The organism is Halomonas sp. FeN2, assembly GCF_020595105.1.
Lineage (GTDB): Bacteria > Pseudomonadota > Gammaproteobacteria > Pseudomonadales > Halomonadaceae > Vreelandella > Vreelandella neptunia.
The window spans coordinates 4,377,375-4,401,730 of sequence record NZ_CP074200.1 but is presented as its reverse complement, the minus strand read 5'-3'; the positions used below and the strand labels follow the sequence as shown (position 1 = coordinate 4,401,730).

20 protein-coding genes and 1 other RNA gene are annotated in these 24,356 nt (G+C 55.7%); 1 reads left to right on the top strand and 20 read right to left on the bottom strand.

What is annotated here, in order from left to right; all coding sequences use genetic code 11:
- Positions 1-60: 60 nt before the first annotated feature.
- The 3 genes from argJ to KF947_RS20220 all read right to left on the bottom strand — a co-directional run bounded on the left by argJ (position 61) and on the right by KF947_RS20220 (position 4,530).
- Entirely contained in the window at positions 61-1,290 is a 1,230-nt protein-coding gene (gene argJ / locus KF947_RS20230) for a bifunctional glutamate N-acetyltransferase/amino-acid acetyltransferase ArgJ (protein ID WP_227404927.1), read from the bottom strand.
- Between the two features lie 55 nt (positions 1,291-1,345).
- The gene (gene secA / locus KF947_RS20225; RefSeq protein WP_227404926.1) at positions 1,346-4,078 is read right to left on the bottom strand and encodes a preprotein translocase subunit SecA; all 2,733 of its coding nucleotides are present in this window, start codon (positions 4,076-4,078) and stop codon (positions 1,346-1,348) included.
- Positions 4,079-4,167: 89 nt separating this feature from the next.
- Entirely contained in the window at positions 4,168-4,530 is a 363-nt protein-coding gene (locus KF947_RS20220; RefSeq protein ID WP_227404925.1) for a hypothetical protein, read from the bottom strand.
- A gap of 114 nt (positions 4,531-4,644) precedes the next feature.
- Between KF947_RS20220 and KF947_RS20215 the strand changes: the two genes are divergently transcribed.
- Positions 4,645-5,106 (top strand): DUF721 domain-containing protein, encoded by a 462-nt coding sequence (locus tag KF947_RS20215; RefSeq protein ID WP_227404924.1) that lies wholly within the window; start codon positions 4,645-4,647, stop codon positions 5,104-5,106.
- A 117-nt stretch (positions 5,107-5,223) separates the two neighbouring features.
- Here the strand turns inward: KF947_RS20215 and lpxC are convergent, their stop codons facing one another.
- From lpxC to rsmI, 17 genes are all read right to left on the bottom strand, one after another.
- Positions 5,224-6,135, bottom strand: coding sequence for a UDP-3-O-acyl-N-acetylglucosamine deacetylase (gene lpxC, locus KF947_RS20210; protein WP_133730481.1), 912 nt, complete (start codon positions 6,133-6,135; stop codon positions 5,224-5,226).
- 134 nt (positions 6,136-6,269) lie between these two features.
- Positions 6,270-7,445 carry a cell division protein FtsZ gene (gene ftsZ / locus KF947_RS20205; protein ID WP_133730480.1) on the bottom strand — a complete coding sequence of 392 codons (1,176 nt, stop codon included), beginning with the start codon at positions 7,443-7,445 and terminating at the stop codon, positions 6,270-6,272.
- A gap of 34 nt (positions 7,446-7,479) precedes the next feature.
- A complete protein-coding gene (gene ftsA, locus KF947_RS20200; protein ID WP_022523899.1) occupies positions 7,480-8,769 on the bottom strand; it encodes a cell division protein FtsA in 1,290 nt (429 codons plus the stop codon).
- A gap of 313 nt (positions 8,770-9,082) precedes the next feature.
- On the bottom strand, positions 9,083-9,796 hold the full coding sequence (locus KF947_RS20195) for a cell division protein FtsQ/DivIB (RefSeq protein WP_133730479.1): 714 nt from the start codon (positions 9,794-9,796) through the stop codon (positions 9,083-9,085).
- A gap of 39 nt (positions 9,797-9,835) precedes the next feature.
- Positions 9,836-10,777, bottom strand: coding sequence for a D-alanine--D-alanine ligase (locus KF947_RS20190; protein WP_133730478.1), 942 nt, complete (start codon positions 10,775-10,777; stop codon positions 9,836-9,838).
- A complete protein-coding gene (gene murC / locus KF947_RS20185) occupies positions 10,774-12,219 on the bottom strand; it encodes a UDP-N-acetylmuramate--L-alanine ligase (protein WP_227406324.1) in 1,446 nt (481 codons plus the stop codon). Before murC ends, KF947_RS20190 begins: the two co-directional genes overlap by 4 nt.
- Before the next feature lie 17 nt (positions 12,220-12,236).
- Positions 12,237-13,334 carry an undecaprenyldiphospho-muramoylpentapeptide beta-N-acetylglucosaminyltransferase gene (murG, locus tag KF947_RS20180; protein ID WP_133730477.1) on the bottom strand — a complete coding sequence of 366 codons (1,098 nt, stop codon included), beginning with the start codon at positions 13,332-13,334 and terminating at the stop codon, positions 12,237-12,239.
- A 33-nt stretch (positions 13,335-13,367) separates the two neighbouring features.
- On the bottom strand, positions 13,368-14,549 hold the full coding sequence (gene ftsW, locus KF947_RS20175; RefSeq protein WP_133730476.1) for a putative lipid II flippase FtsW: 1,182 nt from the start codon (positions 14,547-14,549) through the stop codon (positions 13,368-13,370).
- Positions 14,546-15,934 (bottom strand): UDP-N-acetylmuramoyl-L-alanine--D-glutamate ligase, encoded by a 1,389-nt coding sequence (gene murD / locus KF947_RS20170; protein WP_227404923.1) that lies wholly within the window; start codon positions 15,932-15,934, stop codon positions 14,546-14,548. The genes ftsW and murD overlap by 4 nt, the downstream gene beginning before the upstream one ends.
- A 72-nt stretch (positions 15,935-16,006) precedes the next feature.
- Positions 16,007-17,089 (bottom strand): phospho-N-acetylmuramoyl-pentapeptide-transferase, encoded by a 1,083-nt coding sequence (gene mraY, locus KF947_RS20165; protein ID WP_133730474.1) that lies wholly within the window; start codon positions 17,087-17,089, stop codon positions 16,007-16,009.
- A 14-nt stretch (positions 17,090-17,103) separates the two neighbouring features.
- Positions 17,104-18,456 carry a UDP-N-acetylmuramoyl-tripeptide--D-alanyl-D-alanine ligase gene (locus KF947_RS20160; RefSeq protein ID WP_227404922.1) on the bottom strand — a complete coding sequence of 451 codons (1,353 nt, stop codon included), beginning with the start codon at positions 18,454-18,456 and terminating at the stop codon, positions 17,104-17,106.
- Positions 18,456-19,949: a UDP-N-acetylmuramoyl-L-alanyl-D-glutamate--2,6-diaminopimelate ligase gene (locus KF947_RS20155; RefSeq protein ID WP_227404921.1), complete on the bottom strand. Its 1,494-nt coding sequence runs from the start codon at positions 19,947-19,949 to the stop codon at positions 18,456-18,458. Before KF947_RS20155 ends, KF947_RS20160 begins: the two co-directional genes overlap by 1 nt.
- Before the next feature lie 18 nt (positions 19,950-19,967).
- Positions 19,968-21,674 carry a peptidoglycan D,D-transpeptidase FtsI family protein gene (locus tag KF947_RS20150; protein WP_133730471.1) on the bottom strand — a complete coding sequence of 569 codons (1,707 nt, stop codon included), beginning with the start codon at positions 21,672-21,674 and terminating at the stop codon, positions 19,968-19,970.
- The gene (gene ftsL / locus KF947_RS20145) at positions 21,671-22,006 is read right to left on the bottom strand and encodes a cell division protein FtsL (RefSeq protein WP_133730470.1); all 336 of its coding nucleotides are present in this window, start codon (positions 22,004-22,006) and stop codon (positions 21,671-21,673) included. Before ftsL ends, KF947_RS20150 begins: the two co-directional genes overlap by 4 nt.
- 8 nt (positions 22,007-22,014) lie before the next feature.
- A complete protein-coding gene (rsmH, locus tag KF947_RS20140) occupies positions 22,015-22,971 on the bottom strand; it encodes a 16S rRNA (cytosine(1402)-N(4))-methyltransferase RsmH (RefSeq protein WP_133730469.1) in 957 nt (318 codons plus the stop codon).
- Positions 22,972-23,039: 68 nt separating this feature from the next.
- Positions 23,040-23,410: RNase P RNA component class A (gene rnpB, locus KF947_RS20135), an RNA gene on the bottom strand.
- Between the two features lie 32 nt (positions 23,411-23,442).
- Complete coding sequence (gene rsmI / locus KF947_RS20130; RefSeq protein WP_133730468.1) at positions 23,443-24,300, bottom strand: 16S rRNA (cytidine(1402)-2'-O)-methyltransferase; 858 nt, start codon at positions 24,298-24,300, stop codon at positions 23,443-23,445.
- Positions 24,301-24,356: the final 56 nt, after the last annotated feature.

The following is a 24,356-nucleotide window of genomic DNA, read 5'->3' as shown; positions in this document are numbered from 1 at the left end:
TATCTCGCTGCGTGTGCCCACTACCCCTGCCAACCAACGCCCCGTATAGGGGGAGACTGACTAGCTGCGGTAATCCGCGTTAATAGACACATAGTCATGGGAGAGGTCGGAAGTCCATACCGTGGCACTTTCCTCGCCGCGCCCCAAGTTAATGCGAATGGTAATTTCTGACTCGGCCATGACGGCGCTGCCTGCCGCTTCGGTATAGCCTGCAGCACGCCCGCCATTTTCAACTAGACGTACATCGCCTAAATCAATCACCACACGGTTGACATCAAAGTCGCTTACAGGCGCTCGTCCTACCGCGGCCAAAATACGTCCCCAATTAGCATCTGAAGCGTAAAGCGCTGTTTTGACTAGCGGTGAATGCGCAACAGTAAAGGCCACGTCAAGCGCCTCTTGACGACTTTTCGCCTCGTCGACCTGAAGGGTAACGAATTTCGTCGCGCCCTCGCCGTCGCGAATAATCGCCTGCGCCAGTTCGGTCATTACTCGCTGCAAGGCGTTGCTGAAAACGGCTATTTGCTCATCATCGACGATGCTAGGACCAGTGCCGGTTGCCGCTAACATACAAGCGTCATTGGTGGAGGTATCGCTGTCCACAGTGATGCAGTTAAACGAGCGATCGACGGTTTCACGTAGCAGTCGATCCAGCAGCGGCGCTTCAATAGTTGCATCGGTCACCACAAAACCCAGCATGGTCGCCATATTGGGCTTGATCATGCCAGACCCTTTAGTGATGCCGTTAATCGTTACCTGCTGATTGCCTATTTCAACCGTGACACTAGCGCCTTTGGCGCGAGTATCGGTGGTTAAAATGCCTTGACCCGCGTGTTCCCAGGCAACACTGTCGCTGGCCATGCTTTCAAGCGCCGGTGCCAATCCCGCTAGCAGACGCTCCATCGGCAGCGGCTCGCCAATTACGCCGGTTGAAAACGGCAGAACGTCCTGCTCAGATACACCGGCTTGTTTAGCCAGTTCTGCACAGCTCGCCCTTGCGTCCCGCAAACCTGCTTCACCCGTACCTGCGTTAGCATTGCCAGTGTTGATTAGCCAAAAGCGAGGCGAACGGCTTTCTGCACGGCACTGTTCGAGGTGTTGCTTGGCCACCAAAACGGGGGCTGCGCAGAACGCATTACGGGTAAAGACTCCTGCCACCGTCGCGGTCTCGGGCAGTTCAATCACCACCACATCACGGCGATCTGGCTTCTTGATACCCGCCATTGCAACCCCCAGGCGCACCCCTTCTAGGGGTGGCAACTCTGGAAAGGGAGTGTTTCCAACCGCCATGATTTTCTCCTTAAGGCAAAGACCGTTTCACAGACCGTCTCAAAAACGGGCGCCGTTAGCTTAGTTTTCCACAGCACTGCTTATACTTTTTACCCGAGCCGCAAAAACAGGGGTCGTTGCGGCCCACTTTCGGGCCTTCCCGGCGCACAGGGCGACCATCGACACCAGGCGCCTCCTGCTCGGTTTCGGACTTCTCCTGGGCCGGAGCGTCATGACGGCTAGCCGCTGTGGCGGTTTCCCGGGCCAGCGCCTCGCGGCGCTGCTGCTCAAGAGCATCAACTTCCTCAGGCTGACGAACCTGCACGTGGCTCAGAATGCGCGTCACATCAGCTTTAATGTGCTCTAACAGATGCTGGAAGAGTTCAAAGGATTCACGTTTGTACTCTTGCTTGGGGTTTTTCTGAGCATAGCCACGCAGATGAATACCGCGACGCAGATGATCCATCGACTGCAGGTGCTCTTTCCAACGCGTGTCCAGCACTTGCAGCATGACCTGCTTCTCAAAGCGACGAATCAGCTTCTCGCCTGCCGCCTCGATTTTGGCTGCATAGGCCTCACGGTGCATCGTCTGCAGCCGTTCACGCAGCTGCTCTTCACTAAAGCGATCATCCTCGGCGGCCCATTTAACCACCGGCGCGTCAAGGTTGAACTCCGTCTTCAGGTGGGCTTCCAAGCCGGGCAGATCCCACTGTTCGGGCAGGCTTTGGGGCGGCACGTAGTCGCTGATAGCCGTCTCCATCACCTCTTCGCGGATGCCAATGACAGCATCAGCGACATCGTCCGCGGCCAGAATCTCATTGCGCTGGTCGTAGATCACCCGGCGCTGATCGTTGGCAACGTCATCGTACTCAAGCAGCTGTTTACGAATATCGAAGTTACGCCCTTCGACTTTCTTCTGGGCACGCTCAACGGCGTTCGAGACCATCTTATGCTCAATCGCTTCGCCATGCTCAAGACCCAATGCCTGCATCAAGCGTTTGACGCGGTCAGAGCCAAACAGGCGCATCAGGCTATCTTCAAGCGACAAGAAGAACCGTGTCGAGCCAGGGTCGCCCTGACGCCCAGCACGGCCACGCAGCTGGTTGTCGATACGCCGGGACTCGTGGCGCTCAGAACCCACCACATGCAGGCCGCCAGCGGCGAGAACGCCATCGTGACGCGCTTGCCACTCGACTTTTAACGCTTCAACCTGCTCTTGACTGGGGTTTTGCAGCTTGGCAACTTCGGCTTCCCAGTTACCGCCTAGAACGATATCGGTGCCACGACCGGCCATATTGGTAGCGATCGTAATCGCCCCTGGGCGGCCTGCCTGAGCAATAATTTCGGCTTCACTCTGGTGCTGTTTGGCATTCAGTACACTGAACGTCAGGCCCGCCTCGCGCATCAGCTTGGCAAGGTACTCGGATGTCTCAATAGACGCTGTACCCACCAGCACCGGGCGCCCGGCTTCGGTCTCGGTTTTGACATCCTTGATGATCGCTTCGTACTTCTCCTCAGCGCTCAAATACACCAGATCGTTGAGGTCTTTACGGGCCAATGGACGGTTGGTGGGAATAACCACCACGTCAAGACCGTAAATTTGCCGAAACTCAAAGGCTTCAGTATCCGCCGTACCGGTCATTCCGGCGAGCTTTTCATACAGGCGGAAGTAGTTCTGGAACGTCGTTGAGGCGAGCGTCTGGCTTTCGCGCTGCACCGTGACGCCCTCTTTGGCCTCAACGGCCTGGTGTAAGCCTTCCGACCAGCGGCGCCCTGGCATAGAGCGACCGGTGTGCTCGTCGACGATCACCACCTGACCTTCAGAGACGATGTAGTCGACATCACGATGATAGAGATAGCGGGCGCGTAGCGCCGAGTGCATATGCTGAAGCAAGTTAAGGTTTTGCGCGGCATACAGCGACTCTTCGTCGCCTAATAAGCCTTCAGCGCGCATCAACTCTTCAACTTTATTATGTCCCTGCTCAGTTAACTCTACCTGCTTCTGCTTCTCATCGACCAAGAAGTCACCGACGACCGTGGCCTCCTCATCTTCAATTTCTTCGCCTTTTTCAAGCTGCTGGGCAAGTTGATTAACGACTTTATAGAGGTCGGTATTCTCATCTACCGCGCCGGAAATAATCAGTGGCGTACGCGCTTCATCGATAAGAATCGAGTCAACTTCATCGACAATCGCATAATGCAGGCCGCGCTGGACTTTATCTTCTAACGAGAACGCCATGTTATCGCGCAGATAATCGAAGCCGAACTCGTTGTTGGTGCCATAGGTAATATCGCACTGGTACGCGTGACGCTTCTCTTCGCCCGACTGACCGGAGAAAATGACGCCAATAGACAAGCCTAGGAATTCATACAGCGGACGCATCCATTCGGCATCACGGCGAGCCAAGTAGTCGTTCACCGTGACCACGTGTACCCCTTTACCCGGCAACGCATTCAGGTACACCGCCAGTGTCGCCACCAGGGTTTTACCCTCACCGGTCTTCATTTCAGCGATGCGGCCACGGTGCAGGGTCATGCCCCCTACCATCTGCACATCGAAGTGACGCATACCCATAACGCGCTTACTGGCTTCTCGCACGATCGCAAAGGCGGGCGCTAACAGCGAATCAAGCGACTCGCCGGCTTCTAAGCGCTGGCGCAGCTCGGCGGTTTTGCCTTGCAGCTCAGAATCGCTAATTGCCTCAAGCTCTGTTTCCAAGGCGTTAATCTGCGGCACATTCTTGTGCATGCGTTTGACATCGCGGTCGTTTTTAGAACCCACGACTTTACGTAATAAATTATTAAGCATGAAATATCCAAATATTCACGAGCGTCCCAGCGGACGTTGCCCTTTCAGTACATGCTGCTTATCTGTGCAGCATGCACAAAGTAGATGTATTAACGACAGGCTTGGCGGGAAGGCGGGCCGCGCTGGGTCAAGACATCCTGCGCGGCAACCAGCACAGCCATCGGGGCTAGCCAGTGACATAGACGCCGTACAGGGGCAAAGCGCTGAGGGCTTTTCGCCCAACGTTGCAGGGCACGCCGTCGTTTGGCGACCCAGTGGGACTGCGCACGCAAAATCGCCGGCACCCAGAAACAGATAGTAACGCTACGTTCGCCACCACGGAATGCATCTGTAGGGCTTAAACTGGCGGGTAAAAGGCAGCTCACTAACAGGCCGGCCAGCCACCAACGCGCTAAACCGTAACGGCGCTGGCGCCGCGGCAAAGCTGATTGAACATCAAGCGTAGGTGACATGCTGTAGACCGGCTCCTGAGCGTGGTAAAGTTAACTAATCAGCCATCGGCGAAGGTGGCCGACGTCATTAGTCGTGGTGGTGCCTAAAACAGCAGCACCCTGGGAATTAAGCGTATGAGTATAAAGGTTAAGCGTTCGCACGCCCAGCCCATCGCCCGCTTGCTATCGAAGTCGGGCGATATTAATCAATTAATGCGGCTGTCTCGTCTCATCGATCAGGCCCAACGACACCTGCGCGCCCATTTGCCCGAAGAGATGCGGGAGCATATTTTTGTGGGGGGCTTTAGCGAAGGTCGTTTAACCCTGATTAGCGGCCAGGCGAGCTGGCTGACGTGGTTACGCTTTGAACAACGACGCCTATTAGAACTGCTCCATCAACTGCCCGGCTTTGAAGGGGTCAGCGGCTTTACCTTTAAGGTACGCCCTGTGCGTCCTCTTGTGGCACCCAAGCGTAACACGCGCAGTCTGTCGGCCGACGCAGGCAAAACCCTTTCCGAGTGCGCTGAGGACACCGCCGATCCAGCGCTAAAACGTGCCTTGGAACGGCTTGCATCTCATGCTCGGCCGACCAAGTAACATGGCTTACCAGCCAAATCGCCCTGCTCTTAAAAGCATAAAGCACCGCCTAAGCGATGCTTTATAAACCAAAAAAGTAATAAAAAACGCTAATATTAAAAAGCGAAGCTAGCTAAATCACGCCATTGCAGGTGCGGCATAAGAGATCGGCGCAACCGCTTTTTCCTCTTCAAAGGTGACAATCTCATAGGCATCGGGCTGCGCCATCAATTCGCGGCAGAGCTGATTATTGAGAGCGTGCCCCGACTTTACCCCACGGAACTCGCCGATCAAGCTATAACCCAGCTGGTACAAGTCACCGATAGCATCCAATACTTTGTGCTTAACAAACTCATCTTCGTAACGCAGCCCGCCTTCATTAACGATGCGGTAATCATCCACCACAATGGCGTTATCTAAACTTCCGCCGAGCGCCAGATTATTAGAGCGCAAAAACTCTAAGTCGCGCATAAATCCGAAAGTACGTGCACGGGAAACTTCTTTAACGAAGGACGTAGTCGAGAAATCGATCAACGCGGTCTGCTTCTGCTGCTCAAAAACAGGATGATCAAAGTCAATTGCAAAGGAGACCTTGAACCCTTGATGGGGTAAGAAAACCGCTTCTTTATCGCCATCGGTCACCGCTACGCGGTGCTTGATACGAATAAATTTCTTTGCCGCATCCTGCTCCAAAATACCCGCCGACTGAATCAAAAACACAAATGGGCTCGCGCTACCATCCATAATAGGCACTTCAGGTTCGCTGACGTCCACATAGGCGTTATCGATACCCAGCCCAGCAAAGGCAGACATCAGATGCTCAACGGTGGCTACTTTAACCCCGTTTAAAACAAGAGCCGTGCATAGTTTGGTGTCTTCAACCAATTCTGCCCGGGCAGGAACGTGCACAACGGGATCCAAATCGGTTCTGACAAACACAATCCCAGTATTGGCCGGCGCCGGACGCAGAGCTAGGTGGACTTTTTTGCCAGAATGCAGGCCCACTCCTGTGGCGCGAATGACGTTTTGTAGGGTGCGTTGTCTGATCATGGATAGTAGCCGAGCTCTAATGACGGTAATAACCGCAGGGGAAAAGTTATCAAACAGTGTTCACTTTAACAGCAAACGAGCGTTTTAGCCAATAAAACGCTCGCTCGTTGTTGCAATGAGCCTGGTATCGAGAATCAATCCGCCTGGCGGCGTAGAAACGCGGGTATGTCCAGATAGTCATCCGCTTCGGAAGCGCGGCGCTTTTCAGGACGCGGTTTTGCAGTCGCTTCGGGTGCTTCAGCGCGAGCAGTTGCCTGCTGACGCATCACCGTAGGCTGCTGCAATTTGCGGTAATCGGATGACTCCGCAGCTGACCGGCGGGCAGGCTCACGCGCGGCCGCCTTTGGTTTTTGCCCATCCAAGCCAGCAGCGACAACGGTGACACGTAGCTCGTCGGACATTTCCATATCAATGGAGGTGCCGACGACGATGGTGGCATCCGGAGACGCAAACTCCTGAACGGTAGCGCCCACATCGTTGAACTCGCCGATCGATAAATCGGGGCCCGCAGTGATGTTGACCAAGATACCGCGCGCGCCGTGAAGATCGATATCTTCCAGCAGCGGGCTGCGGATCGCTTTCTCGGCGGCTTCGCGAGCACGATTTTCGCCCGTGGCACCACCGGTACCCATCATCGCCATGCCCATTTCAGACATAACGGTGCGCACATCAGCAAAGTCGACGTTGATGATACCCGGGCTGGTGATCAGCTCTGCGATACCCTGAACAGCGCCCAGCAGCACATCGTTCGCTGCACTGAAGGCCGTCAGTAACGTGGCATTCTTGCCCAGCACGGAAAGCAGTTTTTCATTGGGGATAGTGATCAACGAATCAACGTGCTCGGAGAGCTCTTTCATACCCTCTTCAGCAGCGCGCATACGCTTTGGCCCTTCAAAGGGGAAGGGGCGCGTCACTACCGCAACGGTGAGGATCCCCAGTTCTTTGGCGACCTGTGCAACAACTGGAGCGCCTCCGGTCCCCGTACCACCGCCCATACCGGCAGTGATGAAGACCATATCAGCACCGACCAGCAATTCCGCAATGCGTTCGCGGTCTTCCATTGCCGCCTGACGACCCACGTCGGGATTGGCACCTGCGCCTAATCCCTTAGTGATTTCGCTACCCAATTGCAATACCGTCTTCGCTGCACAGCGTTTCAGCGCCTGGGCGTCCGTGTTGGCGCAGATAAACTCAACGCCTTCAATATTGCTTTCGACCATGTGGTTAACAGCGTTGCCGCCACCGCCGCCAACGCCAACCACTTTGATGACCGCACTGCTCGAGGGTGCGTTATCTACCAATTCGAACATAAGCCCCGTCTCCTGAACCGCGCTTGCGGCCCTGTCAGAAATTTCCTTTGAACCAGCCTTTAATTCTTGCCAGCGCCGAATGGTCTTCCTTGATATCACGCCGGGCAAGCTCGTTGCGTCCCTTATGGGCTGCAACCACTCCCCCGTGGCTTCTTAGACCTTGCCCATGACGCGTTTCCTGCAAGGCATAATGCAGCAGACCAACGCCCGTCGCATAAATGGGGTTACAAACGACGTCCGCCAAACCTCTCACATTCTGCGGACATGCGATACGAACGGGCATATGGAAAATCTCTTCTGCCAATTCGCTAACCCCTTCCATACGCGAGGTACCGCCGGTGAGCACTATCCCAGCAGCCACCATGTCTTCATAGCCACTACGGCGCAATTCGTCTCTCACTAGCGTAAATAGCTCTTCGTAGCGTGGCTCTACCACTTCAGCGAGCGCTTGACGCGATAGATCACGCGCTGGACGATCACCTACGCTAGGTACTTTAATCATTTCATCGCTGGCGGCTAAATGGGTTAGCGCGCAAGCGTATTTAACTTTGATCTCTTCAGCGTGCTGCGTGGGTGTTCGCAACGCCATGGCGATATCGTTAGTGACTTGATCCCCGGCAATAGGAATCACCGCCGTATGGCGTATGGCGCCTTCGCTGAAAATAGCCATATCAGTGGTTCCGCCACCAATATCGACCATACAGACGCCCAGTTCACGCTCATCTTCAGTCAGCACGGCCATACTTGAGGCGAGCTGCTCTAAGATAATAGCATCAACTTCAAGACCGCAGCGGCGCACACACTTCTCAATATTTTGCACCGCGTTTAATGCAGCTGTCACTAAGTGAACCTGCGCTTCCAAGCGCACACCGGACATGCCAAGCGGCTCACGAATGCCACCCTGGGCATCAATCGAGAATTCTTGAGGCAGCACATGCAGCACTCGCTGGCCTTCTGAAATAGCGCGCGCCCTTGCGGAGTCAATCACCCTTTCAATATCGGAGGGCGTTACCTCACGCTCTTTTATGGCTACAACGCCGTCCGAGTTCATTGAACTAATGTGGCTGCCTGCCACGCCAACGTATACCGAGTGAATATCACAACCGGCCATTAATTCTGCTTCTTCAACGGCGCGCTGAATAGACTGTACCGTTGATTCAATATTGATTACCACGCCACGCTTCATACCACGCGAAGGATGCGAACCAATACCTGCAATTTCAATTCCGCCATCATCGGTAGGTTGACCGACTATCGCGACGACCTTGGACGTTCCAATGTCCAGCCCGACCACCATATTGGATGCGTTGGGTGAGCCTGCCATGAGTCGGGAAATCTCCTTGCGTCATTGTTAAAAGTAAATATAAATAGGGCTGCGCTTAAACCAACGCTTAACATTGAAAGCGTGCTACCCAAAATACTCAGTGCTGTTTTTCAGACAATCGCTAAGTACCAATAGTCGAAATTAAAAACTATTTAACCCGCACCCAGCCCATAGTATAGAAACAATAGTCGCAATACGACTAGTACATACCCACAATAATAGGCTTGGGAAGCAATTTAAAGCCGATTATTGGCCTTTTCAACGATGGCAACCACTCACTTTTACACCTTATTTGCATAAAGTAATAGGAGTGTTACTCATCTTGCACAGCAAATTCACTTTCTCCATGCCACGCAACGGCAACACCATTAGGGTAGCGCAGATCAATATAGCGAATCTGATCCCCAAGAGACGACAACTCCCGTTGCCATGAAGCCGACAACCTTGCCAAGCGTACTTCATGCTGACGCCGGCCTAACATCACCCAAGCACCATCGTTTAATTGCAGCCGCCAGGCACCACGCGGCTCTAAACGAAGTTGAGTAAGGCTCAACGATAACTGTTCAAAGTGAAGTTTTAACCGATGGTAATAGTCCAACACTTCTTCACTGCTGCCAGCAGGGCCAGCGAGATCGGGCAAGCCGGCGGGTGGTGATAATGGCGCAAAAGCGAATGGCTCGCCTTCAGGGTTCAGCAAGAAGTCATCATTCCAGCGTGCGACAGGCTGCTGCTCAACCAGCTCAAACACCAGCGCATTCGGCCACTCACGGGAAATGCGCACTTCATTCAACCAGCCCACCTGTAGAGCACGGTCGCGCAATTCACCCAAATCTGCTGACAGCCAAGTAGCATCGACGACCAGTGGCGCCAACTGAGTACGCAGGTAGTCGGCGCTTACGTACTCCCATTCACCGCGAATAGATACCCGCTCAATCGGACGATCTAGCCACAGCCAAAGCGCCCGTCCGCCAGCGCCCATAAGTAGCGCCAGCAGTAGAATTCCCAACCAAGCGTTACGCCTTTTCATAAGGCACTTTTAAAAAGGCGCTTTTAAATAAGTTGTTACTCATGCTGTAAACTGCTCGCCTGCGGTGTTGAGTATTTGCAGCACTAGATCATCAAAGCCAATGCCCGCATGAGCCGCCGCTTGAGGAACCAAACTATGATCGGTCATACCAGGCACCGTGTTGACCTCCAGTAGCCAAAAACGCCCTTCACTATCACGCATGACATCAACCCGACCCCACCCTGCGCCACCAATAGCGGCAAACGCCTGCTGGCAGAGCAATGCAAGCTCAGCCTCATGCTGTGCCGACAAGCCACAGGGCAAATGGTACTGGGTAGTATTAGCGATATATTTGGCTTCGTAGTCGTAGAAACCGCCAGGCACTTCAACACGAATCGCCGGTAACACCCGATCACCTAGCAGCGCAACGGTATACTCTTCACCCACCACAAAACGCTCCGCCATCACGCGGGCGTCGAACTGGGCGGCCTCATGATAGGCCGCCTCAAGCGCGGCCTGATTTTTAACGATGCTAATACCCAGCGTCGAGCCCTCATGCACAGGCTTCACAATCAACGGCAAGCCAAGTTGCTCGACCACCGTTGACCACTCCGACGTTGCCTCTAACATAATACTTTCAGGGGTGGGTAGCCCAACCGCACTCCACACCTGCTTGGTGCGCTGCTTATCCATGCCCAGGGCCGAAGCAAGCACCCCACTGCCGGTATAGCGAATGTCGAGCAGCTCTAGCGCCCCCTGTAGCGTGCCGTCCTCCCCACCGCGGCCATGCAGAGCCACAAACACCAGGGAGGGAGCAAGTTGCTCCAACCCTACTAGGCCTTTGTCACGGGGATCATAGCCGCAGGCATTGACACCTTTGCGTTGTAGCGCCTCAAGCACCGCCGCACCGCTTTTCAGCGATACCTCGCGTTCAGCGGAGGTGCCACCGTAAACGACAACGACTTTTTCAAGAGACTGGGGGGTTGCTATGTCAACACTCACAGATCCACCTCGCTCATCGCTAACTGTGCCTGGGCCAAGCGAAGGGAAATCCCCCCCACATCACCAGCACCCTGGGTTATTAAAATATCACCTGGGCGCAATACGTTGGTTAACAGCGCAGGTAGTTCGTGTTTATGTTCGACAAATAGTGGGTCGACGTCACCACGTTGACGAATAGAACCCGCCAAGGTTCTTCCTTCGGCACCAGGAATAACCGCTTCACCGGCACTGTATACATCGAGCAGCACCAGCGTATCGACTTGAGAAAGCACCCTGACAAAATCTTCGTATAAGTCGCGGGTACGGCTGTAACGATGGGGCTGATAAAGCATAACCAGGCGACGATCCGGCCATCCGGCGCGAATCGCCTGAATGACCATGTCAACTTCACGGGGATGGTGGCCATAATCATCCACCAGCATGATGTCGCCCCCACCTTGAGGTGCCGGGAAATGACCATGCACCTGGAAACGTCGACCAACCCCAGCAAAACCTGCCAGACCGCTTAGAATAGCGCTATCACTCACGCCCGAATCGGTAGCCACTACAATCGCCGCCATGGCGTTTAAAGCATTGTGGCGACCCGGCATGGCCAAGCGGACATCTAACGGCGCAGCGCCACCAGGGCGTAGCGCAGTGAACGACACTTCACCACCACGCTGGGCAAAATCAACAATCCGGTAATCGGCATCGCTATCAAACCCATAGGTCACGAACTGCCGCTTCACCTGCTCACAAAGCACGCGCACATGGGGGTCATCGATACATAGCACAGCCAAGCCATAAAACGGCAAGTTGTGTAGAAATTCGATAAAGGTGCTTTTTAACCGCTCAAAGTCGCCCCCATAGGTTGCCATATGGTCAGCATCGATATTGGTGACAATCGATACCATCGGCTGCAAGTGCAAAAAGGAGGCGTCCGACTCATCGGCTTCGGCAACCAAGTAATCGCCCTCGCCTAAGCGTGCATTAGCACCTGCACTGGTTAATTTCCCGCCAATCACAAAGGTGGGATCAAGCCCTCCTTCGGCCAGCAGGGTTGCCGTTAAGCTGGTCGTGGTGGTTTTGCCATGGGTGCCGGCTACGGCGATGCCGTGACGAAAACGCATTAGCTCAGCGAGCATTTCAGCCCGACGTACCACCGGTACACGATGCTCATGGGCCCAGCGTATCTCTGGATTGGTTTCATCAATGGCACTGGACACCACCACCACATCAGCGCCTTCCACATTGGCTTCCGCATGACCGATCGCCACATTGACCCCACATTGACGTAATCGCTCCACCACCGAGGAGGTTTTCACATCACTGCCGCTAACGGTGTAGCCCTGATTGGCCAGCACCTCCGCAATACCGCACATCCCTGCGCCACCAATGCCGACAAAATGGAGTCGCCGAATTCGGCGCATGCCGGGGCCAGCGGCAGAACGTGAGGGTGTCATGGTTTTGTCTGAATCGATCACGCAGAGTCTCCTAACGGCACCATCGCCAAACACCCTTCAGCCAAGCGCTTCGTGGCGTCTAAATGGGCGGCCTGGCGCGCATTCGCCGCCATCGCAGCCAGGGTGTTCGGGACGAGCAATTGATTTAAAAATTCACTTAACCGCTCAACGGTGAGCTCAGACTGAACCACACACTTTGCCGCTCCCGCTTTGACTAGCACCTGGGCGTTGATCCGCTGATGGTCATCAACTGCAAAGGGGAAAGGCACTAGCAGCGCTGGCTTGGCCGCAGCTGCCAACTCCGCCACAGTCAGGGCACCTGAGCGACACACCACTAAGTCGGCCCACTCGTAGGCAGCGGCCATATCGTCAATAAAAGGGCAAACCTCGGCACTCACGCCGTGCTGCTGATAATTTTCAGCAGTGGTTTTTTCACGGTCTTTACCCGCCTGATGGCGCACCTGGGGTCGCCGATCAATGGGCAGAGCTGCCAACGCAGGGGCCAAGCGCTCGTTAAGGGCGACAGCGCCGAGCGAGCCTCCAACCACCAGCAAACGCAGAGGCCTTGCAGAGAGGCTCTCCGCATCTCTTGGCATGTTCCCTAAAGCAGCGATATCGTCACGCACTGGGTTGCCAATGACGTCGGCACGCGCCCCAAAAGCCTCGGGGAAAGCGGCATAGGTACGCTTGGCAAGCCGCGACAGCACGCGATTGGTCAGGCCAGCCACGGCGTTCTGCTCATGGATTACTAAAGGAACGCGCGTCAGCCAAGCGGCTAACCCGCCAGGACCACTGGCAAAGCCACCCAAGCCGACCACCACATGAGGCTTGAAATCGCGAATAACCGCACGCGCCTGCAGTACCGCACGGCTAAGGTTTAGCGGTGCTTTTAGCCAGCCCGTCAAGCCATTGCCGCGCAGCCCGCTAACCGCAATTGTATGTAATTTAATCCCCGCTTCAGGCACCAAGCGGTTTTCAATTCCTCTAGGGCTACCCAACCACTCAACGTCGACCTGGTGTTCCTGCAAAGCGTTGGCGAGTGACAAGGCTGGGAACACGTGGCCGCCGGTGCCCCCCGCCATAATCAGTACTCGTCGGCTAACGTTAGTCGTCACATCAAACTCCTGATAACACCAAGCGGCATAGCGTTACGATAAACGCGGTTCATGGCGGGATTTATAAGGTGTGGAAGCGCGCCGAGGCCGATGACGTGTTTCAGCATCCGTGCGCAGCAGTAGCCCTACCATTATGCCTGTCACTAGCAGGCTAGAGCCGCCATAGCTCATTAGCGGCAGCGTTAACCCTTTAGTCGGCAACAGCCCGGAACTTACCGCCATGTTAATAAACGCCTGGGCGGCTACGACAAAGCCGATACCATAGCTTACATAAGCGCCAAATAGATGCCCTGCCAGCTCAGCTTTGCGCCCTATCCACATAGCGCGGGCAATCAATAGAGTGAACAACAGCACGACGATAATCGCGCCGATCATGCCCAGCTCTTCAGCAATCACCGCAAATATAAAGTCGGTATGCGCCTCGGGCAGATAGTGTAATTTTTGCACACTGTTACCCAGGCCGGTGCCCGTTACATGGCCCCGACCGAAGGCGATTAATGCTTGGGTTAACTGGTAGCCGGTCGCAAACTGATCGGCCCAGGGGTCTAAAAAACTGGTCCACCGGGCCAGCCGATAGGGTTCGATCAACACCATGACAACCGCCCCGGAGCCGAGCAGCAGTCCGCTTCCAACCAGCAGCACCAGCGAGGCACCGCACATCATCAGCATGCCAATCACGCAGACGGTAAAGACCACCATCCCGCCGAAATCAGGTGCTAAAAATAGCAGCCCAACCGGTACGGCCAGCACAGCCAGAGGGCGCCACATGCTGAACGCTCGGCGACGCAGATCGTAGGTAAAACGCGACATAAACGCCGCCATATAGAAAATTAGCCCGACTTTGGCAAATTCAGAGACCTGTAAACTTGGCAAGGGCCCCGGCAACGCTATCCAGCGCTTACTACCATTGATCTCCTGACCAATAATCAGCACCAAAACCAATAGAAAAATAGTGGCGAGCAGAATCAGCGCTGCGTTTTGGCGCCACACTTCAAGCGGCACGCAGAGCATAAATACGCAGGCCAGGATGGCCAGCACCAGGAAAACGCCGTGCTGACGTGAGTAGTGATAGGTATCTTCCAGCAAGCCAATCGACGCTGAGCTAACCATGACCCAGCCCAACCCCGCCAAGGCAACCGCTGCTACGATGAGCCATACATCGCAGGGGAGATCACGAGTGGTAAGCACCGTGCGTAGACGCTGAAGTCGACTCATGGCGCCCCCCCCGTGGAAGGCAGTGCCCGTTGCTGCACCCAGCGGCGGAATACATCGCCGCGCTGCTGATAGTTAACAAACTGATCCAGACTCGCGCAAGCGGGCGATAGCAACACGCAGTCGCCCGGCTGGGCAAGCTCAAAGGCTGCCTCCATCGCCTGGGTTAAATTCTCCACCTGCTGAATGCTGACGTATTCAATCAAGGCGTCAGCTAGCCGCGGGGCATCTAAACCAAATAGCAGTACGTGCCGCGCGCACTTCGACAGCGGCTCAGCTAAAGGGGAAAAATCAGCCCCCTTACCTACCCCACCCGCCAACAGAATCAAACGACCTTCCAGCGTAGCGCCAATGCCATTAATGGCCGCCAAGGTAGCACCCACATTGGTACCCTTGGTGTCATTGACCCAGGTAACGCCATTAATCTGCGCAATGACTTCACTACGGTGTTCTAAACCTTTAAATTCCCGTAGCGCGCTGCACATGGGCTCAGCCGCAAAGCCCAGCGCCTGCCCCATGGCCAGTGCCGCCAAAGCATTGAGGTAATTGTGCTGGCCGGCCATTTTTAACTCATCAATAGCCAACCAAGGGGTGGAGCCCTGCATTAACGTCAATTTGCTCTGGTGATACGCCAGCCCCCACTCGTTCCCCTTTGAGGCTGTTTGCGTAAAGTAAGTCACTTGGTCAACGGGATATTCAGGCCACGTGTTAGTATCATCGGCATTCGCCACGGCCTGCTCGGCACCCATAAAAATACGCTGTTTCGCGGCGCGATAACCGTGCATATCACCATGACGATCCAGGTGGTCTTCGGACAAGTTCAGAAAGGCAGCACAGCTGGCGCCCAGGTAGGGCGTCATTTCAAGCTGAAAGCTTGAAAGCTCTAAGATATACAGCGCGGCATCGGGATGGCTGGCCAACAGATCCAACGCGGGGGTACCAAGATTCCCTCCCACCGCTGCATTAATACCAGCAGCAGCGGCCATCTCTCCTAGCAACGAAGTGACCGTAGACTTGGCGTTGGATCCGGTGATAGCAGCAATGGGGGCGTTAGCAGCACGTACAAACAGAGCAATTTCGCCCACTACCATCGGGTCGCCTGTACGCGGGTTTTGCTGATCCGCAAGCTCTTTCAAGCCCGGCATTCTCGGATCAAGCCCAGGGCTAATCACCACCTCTTCAACATCACGCAGATCCAGCGACGATAACGGGCCGCAGTGAATGTCGACCCCCGGGTGAGCGGCTTTAAAGTCATCCAATCCCGGAGGTTCGGCACGCGTATCCGCTACCATGTAGGGCACTTTTAAGCGGCTTAAATGGCGGCATATCGCTCGACCCGACAGGCCTAGCCCAACAACTAGCGTTAAACCTTTAGCAACTCGAACCATCACCGGCCCCCTCTCGCCTAGTGCTCTCAACCCGTCATTCCACTCTTGGCCATTTGCATTAACGAAATTTCATTAACGAACCTTGAGCGTTGCGAGGCCGAGCAGCACCAGTACCACGGTAATGATCCAAAAACGCACGATTACCCGCGGCTCAGGCCAACCTTTCAATTCATAGTGGTGATGCAATGGCGCCATGCGGAAGATGCGTCGCCCGGTGAGCTTATAGGATCCCACCTGAAGAATGACCGACACCGTCTCCATGACAAAAATACCGCCCATAATAAACAGCACGATCTCCTGACGCACGATCACTGCCACCACGCCTAACGCAGCTCCTAATGCCAAAGCGCCTACGTCACCCATAAAGACCTGGGCGGGGTAAGTGTTGAACCATAAAAAGCCGAGCCCGGCACCAGCAATGGTGGCACAAAAAACCGCCAGCTCGCCGGTGCCCGCAATAAACGGAATATGCAGGTAGTCAGCAAACAGAGTATTACCGCTGGCATAAGCAAACACTGATAAGCCCATGGCCACCAGTACCGTAGGCATAATCGCCAAGCCATCGAGACCATCGGTTAAATTAACCGCATTGGAGCTGCCCACAATCACGAAGTAGGTAAGCACGATGTAGAACAGGCCCAGCGGCAGCGCAACCTCTTTAAACATTGGCACTAACAAGCTGGTTTCTACCGGCGTTGAGGCGGTCAAATAGAGCAGCACTGCCGCCCCAAGCCCCACCACCGACTGCCAGAAATACTTCCAGCGGGCGGGTAGGCCACGGGGGTTTTTTTCCACTACTTTGCGGTAATCATCGACCCAGCCGATGGCACCAAAGCCCAGCGTGACACCTAACACCACCCAAATATAGAGATTGGTTAAGTCACCCCATAACAAGGTACTCATGGCGATGGCCAACAAAATCATTGCCCCACCCATGGTCGGGGTGCCCGCCTTGGAAAGATGGGACTGTGGGCCATCGTCACGCACGGATTGACCAATTTGCCCTTCTACCAGCTTGCGGATCATCCATGGCCCTAGCCACAAGCAGAGCATTAACGAAGTGAGAGCGCCTAAAATCACGCGCAGGGTTAAATAATTGACTACCTGAAAATCAGATTGGTACTGCGACAGAAAATTCGCCAAGTGAAGTAACATGAACGGCGTTTACCTTATTTATCCGAACGCAGTGCATTAATGACATGTTCCATGCCCGCACTGCGCGATCCTTTCACCAGTAAAGTGGTGTCCGGCGGCAAAGTATTAGTGACATGGCGCGTTAGCGCCTCGTGATCGTTAAAATGCAGCCCACGACCAAAGGCCTCACTGGCAGCGCGTGCGGCGTCGCCCAGTGTCAACAGCTCATCAATGCCAAGCTCAGCGGCGTAGCGTCCAATATCCGCGTGCAGCGCTGCCGCCTCGTCCCCTAGCTCGCCCATCGCCCCTAATGCACACCAGCGTGGGGTTGGGAAACTGGCCAGGGTATCCAGGGCCGCTTTGACCGCCCCCGGGTTGGCATTGTATGTGTCATCCAGCAGCTTGGCACCCCGCAAACCGGACACCACGGTTAGCCTACCCGCTAGCGCTTGCAGCGACTCCAAGCGCTCAATGATCTGCTCTGGAGGCACGCCTAGCGCTAATGCCGCAGCGGCGGCAGCTAAGGCATTGCTGACATTGTGCTTACCGAGTAGCGGCAAACGCACTTGGCCCAGCGCCTGACCATGCTGCAGTAGCGTGAAAGCATACCGCCCTTGAGGATCACAGGAAAGTTCTGAGGCGCTGACATCTGCCTGAGGGTGAAAGCCAAAGCTAACCACTCGCCTTGGGGCCGCACGCGACGCCCAAAAGGCGTAATAGTGATCATCGCGGTTCAATATGGCCGCCCCCTGTTCGCTTAGCCCGGCGAGCAGTTCACTTTTCGCCTGGGCGATCTGCCCCATGCCGCCAAATTCGCCCACATGGGCGCCGGTGACATTGGTGATAATCGCAATATCGGGCTGTGCCAGCGCTGCCGTCCAGGCAATTTCACCTAGATGATTAGCACCTAGCTCTACCACCGCAGCTTTATGCTGTTGGCGCAATCGCAATAAGGTCAGCGGCGCGCCGAAATCGTTGTTCAGATTGCCCTCGGTCGCTAACACCTCGCCCAAGGGCGTCAGCAGTGCCGCACACATCTCTTTAACCGTGGTTTTACCGCTATTGCCGGTTACCGCTACCAAGGGGCCGTGCCATGCGCACCGATGAGCACCGGCTAACAGTCCCAGGGCTAAGCGAGTATCGGGGCACACCAATTGGGGTAAATCACTGGCAACAGGCGCCTCGACCAACGCCGCCGCTGCGCCAAGCGCGTGGGCTCGCTCGACAAAATCGTGACCGTCAAAACTGACGCCTTTTAAGGCAACAAACAGGCAGCCAGGCTCAATTTTGCGGCTATCGGTAACAACCGAATGAATGGTTAACTGAGCGCTGTCTGAGGGCGCTTCGATACACAGCGCCGCAGCCACTTGACTAAGAGCCCAGTGCATTACTGCGATCTCCGCTGGACAAAGGCGCGCTGAATCTCTTCGCTATCGGTATAAGGATGGCGCACCCCTTGTATCTCCTGATACGCCTCGTGCCCTTTTCCTGCGATCAGTACCACATCCTTAGCACTAGCTTGTTGAATAGCGGCTGCCACGGCCTCGCGGCGATCAGCGACTTCAATCGGTTGCGCAGCCGCTGAGAATCCGCTCATGATCTGCTCACGGATTTGCGTGGCAGATTCATTTCGCGGGTTATCGTCGGTGACCACGACGTGATCCGCCAACTGCTCGGCGGCCCTGGCCATTTCAGCACGTTTACCCGTATCGCGCTCACCGCCACAACCAAAGACGCACCATAGTTCACCCGCATCGCCCAAGTGAGCACGGAGCGCTTGTAGGGCACTTTTCAAGGCATCCGGTGTGTGGGCGTAATCCACCACAACGCTTGGGGCGCCAATATCACCATACAGCTCCATACGCCCGGGCACAGGCGTAAGCGACGTCGCTGCATCAAACAGCGCATCGAGGGATTCGCCTAATCCGTACAGCACGGCCATCGCCAGCAGGACGTTATCTAAATTAAAGCGTCCCATTAACGTTAAGCGCAGCATTTTCTCGCCGTCGGGGGTCGCAATCATTGCCTGCTGCCCCTGCTCAAACGCCTGCCAGTCAAGCACACGAAACGTAACGGCCTCATCTTGCCCGGTAGCTAGCACACGTACGCGGCTACTAATACCAGCCAGCATTAAGCGCGCCAAGGGGTCATCCCCATTCACTACCGCCAAAGTTAGCTCAGAGCGGCGAAACAGCTTGGCTTTCGAGGCCGCGTAGGCGGCCATGCTGCCGTGGTAATCCAAATGGTCGCGGGTAAGATTGGTAAACACACTCACGCTAACGTTGACCGCGTCCAATCTGTATTGATCCAGAGCGTGGGAAGAGGCTTCGAGGGCAACGCGCTTCACCCCCTGTTGGGCCAACTCACCCAGCGTCGCCTGCAGCGCCAAGGGGCCAGGCGTGGTTAAGCCACTATCGCTCAATTCTCCTGGGCGCCCCACGCCTAAGGTGCCGACAAGGCCCGCCGGGGTTCCCAACGCCTCGCTGAGGGCAGCAATATAGTGAGTGACAGAGCTTTTGCCATTGGTGCCGGTCACCGCAATGACTTCCAGGTCACTGGGCACTTTATACAGTGCCCGCCCTAGCTCGCCTAAACGCGACGACAAATGAGGCAGCTTCAGCACCCGCCCCTCAAGCTGCACATCGCCGTGAGTCCCCTGCGCTAAAACAAGCGAAGCCCCAGCCTCAAGGGCTTGCTCGATGAAATCACGCCCGTCACGCTGGCTGCCAGGCACGGCCACAAAAATGTCGCCCTTGGCGAGCTTGCGCGAGTTCATTTCCATGCGCACCTGATCCGGCAGCTTGGGCAGGTCAGTGGGCAGCGGTGACTTGGGCCATACTTTCGCGAGCGACGTTAATACTTCGCCTGGACTCAGCGTCATGCCATCTCCTTAAAAAAACTACTCCGCCTCATGATCTGGCGGAACGTCCAGCAAGCGTAAAGCATTCCCCGTCACACTGGAAAAAACCGGAGCGGCAACAGCGCCGCCGTAAAATTCGCCTGCTTTGGGGTGATCAATCATTACCACTGTGACAATACGCGGGTCAGAAATAGGGGCAATACCGGCAAAGACGCTGCGGTATGCATCGGTGGTGTAGCCCTGCTGGCCTATTTTACGCACCGTGCCTGTTTTCCCTCCGACGCGATAGCCCTCGACGCGAGCTCGCCGCCCGCCAGTATAGGCCGCAACGGAAGTTTCCAGTATCCGCAATAGGTCATTGGCAACCGAGGGCTCTATCGCAGGAACGCCTTGGGGTGGTTCAGAAAGGCGTAGCAGTGAGGGTGTTAAACGCACGCCATCATTGGCTAGCGCCGTGTAGGCACTCGCCAGCTGCACCGCTGACACAGACAAGCCGTAACCGTAGGAGAGCGTCGCCCGCTCGCTGCGCGACCAGCGCACCGGTGCTGGTAAGCTACCAGTAGATTCGCCAGGAAAACCGGTTCCTGGTGCCTGCCCCAGCCCTAACTGATTATACTTTTCCCAAATCGCCGTATCGCTCAACCGCAGCGCCAGTCGAGACATCCCCACATTCGAAGAATGTTCCAGAATGCCAGCCAAATCCAGCTCGCCATAATTACGGAAATCGCGAATGGTGAACTGATCCAACCGCATCCAACCGGGGGACGTATCAACCACAGCGTTGCGATCCACCACGCCACTCTCTAACACCGCAGCCATAGCTAGCGGTTTCATCACCGAACCGGGTTCAAATACATCAACCAACGCCTGGTTACGTAAACCACGCGGATCAAGCCCTGCTCGATTGTTAGGGTTGTAGGAGGGCAAATTAGCCATAGCCAACACCTCTCCCGTGCGGGCATCCATCATCACCAGCACGCCGCCATCAGCCTCATTCTCAGCCACCGCTGCGCGCAGTTCCCGATAAGCCATATATTGAATGCGTTGATCAATAGAGAGGGTCAGTTCACCACCCGGCTGGGCTTCGTCAATAACCCCCAGCTCGCGAACCAGGCGCCCGCGGCGATCCTTAATGACCCGCCGCTGACCTGGCCGCCCCGCCAGGTAATGCTGATAAGATAGCTCCAAGCCTTCCTGACCAACATCGTCAACGTTGGTTACCCCCAGCAGTTGGGCGGCCACCTCACCAGCGGGGTAATAACGCTTATATTCGCGCTGCGGATACACGCCAGGCGTACGCAGATTAAGAATCTGCTGGGCCGCCGCGGGCGTCATCTGGCGACGCAAATACATGAACTCATGCTCGCTAAAGCGCGCTACCCGAGCCTCGAAGTCACCCAGCGACATGCCTAGCGCCTGGGCCAGCATTACCCGTTGTATAGCATCTTCAGGAAGTTCTTGTGGATTGGCCCAAAGAGTCACCACCGGCGTGGAAATCGCCAATGGTTCACCATTGCGGTCTGTAATCATGCCGCGGTGGGCAGGGATTGTTTCGTGGCGAAGAGTACGTGCGTCACCCTGACTTTGTAGAAAAGGGCGGTCAATAACCTGCAGCAAGGTAATCCGACCAATCAAAATAACCGATGCCAAGCCAATCGCCAGCAGAATAAACATGAACCGCCCGCCGCCGAGCGGAGGGGCAATCGGCGCCTGACGCGAGGTGCCACCTCGACGTTCGCTTCTCATGGTCGAATCACCTCAACATCATGGACATCGGGGATCCGCATACCCAAGCGCTCGGTGGCAATTTGTTCAATACGGGCAGGCGTTGACCATGCACCCTCTTCGAGTAGCAGTTGCCCCCACTCCGTTTGCAGCTGGTTCTCTTCTTGCTCCAACTGCTGCAACTGAGCAAATTGAACCCGCGTCATATGAGTAGTGACGACCACACCCAGCCCAGAGGCTATGCAGAGTAAAAAGAGTAGCGTAATAGCTACCGGCCAGGCGCGCAGACGCAGCTTGAAAGGCCATTCGGTGCGTAGCGTGGTTGCCCACTGCTCAATCCGATCCATGCTCATGACGACATTTACATCCGTTTGCGTGCAGCCCGCATGACGGCACTACGTGCGCGGGGATTGGCATCCACTTCCTCCTCGCTCGGCCGCACACCTTTGCCGAGCGCTTCAAGACGCCGATTCAATTGATCGTCGCGAATCGGCACCCCTCGCGGCAAGTCGGTATCGCCGCGGACATGGTGGCGAATAAAGCGTTTCACGCGACGATCTTCCAACGAGTGAAAGCTGATAACCACTAAGTGGCCACCGGGCGCCAGCGCCTCTAGCGCGGCGTCTAATGCGCTGTCTAACTGCTCAAGCTCGCCGTTGACGAAAATACGCAGCCCTTGAAACGCTTTCGTGGCAGGGTGGCGCCCTTTTTCCCAGGCGGGGTGGGCTACTTTCAACACCTCGGCCAGATCCACCGTATGGGTAAACGGCTTCTCAACCCGACGAGTGACCACGGCGCGGGCCAAACGCTTGGCATAGCGCTCTTCGCCATAGGTTTTAAACACGTAGGCAATATCTGCTTCACTGGCCCGGGCCAGAAAATCAGCCACACTTTGCCCTTGGGTAGGATCCATACGCATATCCAGCGGGCCGTCGCGCATAAAGCTGAAGCCGCGCTCGGGGTCATCTAGTTGAGGAGATGACACGCCAACATCGAGTAACACGCCGGAAAGCTTGCCAAATACGCCCTGTTCACGGGCAAACTCGGCTAGCTGTGCAAATTCTCGCTGGGCGATCTGGAAGCGTGAATCGTCAATTTCAGCGGCCGCGGCAATCGCTTGGGGATCGCGATCCATCGCAAGCAGTTGGCCCTGGTCATCCAGACGATCAAGGATCAATCGTGAGTGGCCGCCTCTCCCGAAGGTGCCATCTAAATAGACGCCTCGCGCATCGTGCACCAGGGCATCGACAGCACCTTCCAGTAGTACGCTGGTATGGCGAAAGCAGTTAGCAACCTGTTCAGCGTCAGGAGAAGGCATGTTTTACTCACACAAAATGATAGTGACAGCGTAATAAAGAGCGTGCGGACACGCTCTGGTACGTTAAGTGGGGGAGTCGGCCGATAAGCCGGGTTCTGTCGTGGACAGCCATTCCTCTAGGCGCTGCGTTACCACAGCGCTCAAGCAACCTACCCGGATCCAGCGCGGGCCACGCCATTGGATCCCTATTTGGTCTTGCTCCGAGTGGGGTTTACCATGCCACGCACTGTTACCAGGCGCGCGGTGCGCTCTTACCGCACCCTTTCACCCTTACCGGCCCCAGAGGTTTATTTCAGGGGCTTAGGCGGTCTACTCTCTGCTGCACTTTCCGTCGGCTCGCGCCGCCCAGGCGTTACCTGGCACTCTGCCCTATGGAGCCCGGACTTTCCTCCCCCAACACCTTTTGAGGGGTATTAGCGGCGACTGTCTGGCCAACTCCGGCGGCAAGCATACCAGCGCCCTCGATTTGCCTCAATGCTCACCTTTAATTGCTTGCAAACGTGCGTACCAGACTTGCTTGCGGCCACCTAGCATTCGCGCGGCAATCGCAGCGCCCTGCTTCACGCCAACCCCCTCTGCCAGCAGCGCCTCCAGCAAGGCGTCCGCTGATATATCCTGGCGCTCACTCTGCTCAACCGGCGGAGCCCCGGCAACAATGACCACAAATTCGCCGCGTGCTTGATTAGGATCAGCGGTCAACTGCGCCAATAGCGACGCAGGGGTACCGTGCAGAAACGTTTCGAAGGTTTTGGTTAGCTCACGCGCCAATACCACATCGCGATCCGCCATTTGCTCCTGCAGCGCCTCAAGAGTGTGCACGATACGGTGAGGAGATTCATAAAACACCAGCGTCTCTTCGCGGGTTTTCCAACTCTCCAATGCTTGGCGCCTTGCGCCCGGCTTAGCAGGCAGAAAACCGGCAAATACAAAGCGGTCTGTTGGCAGGCCCGCCCCTGACAGCGCAGTAATCAGGGCACAGGGGCCGGGAATTGGCACAATATGGCGATTGCGTGCCCGCAACTCACGTACCAGCACAAAGCCGGGATCGCTAATCAACGGTGTTCCGGCGTCACTGATCAGGGCAATATCTTCACCTGCAGCGAGATAGCTATCCAAAGTATCCACCCGGCGCGCTTCGTTGTGCTCGTGCAAAGAGAGCATTGGCTTGTTTAGTCCCAAGTGCGCCAACAGGCGCCCACTGTGGCGGGTATCTTCAGCCGCAATACGCGAAACTTGTCCTAACACCCGAGCGGCACGCGCGGTTAAGTCATCCAAATTCCCAATTGGCGTGGCAACCACGTACAATGTGCCCGGATTATCGTCTGTCATTGTTGACTCTCAATTCGTTGATGGCTTGCCCTGCTGGTGCGCTATGCTTGTGCAGT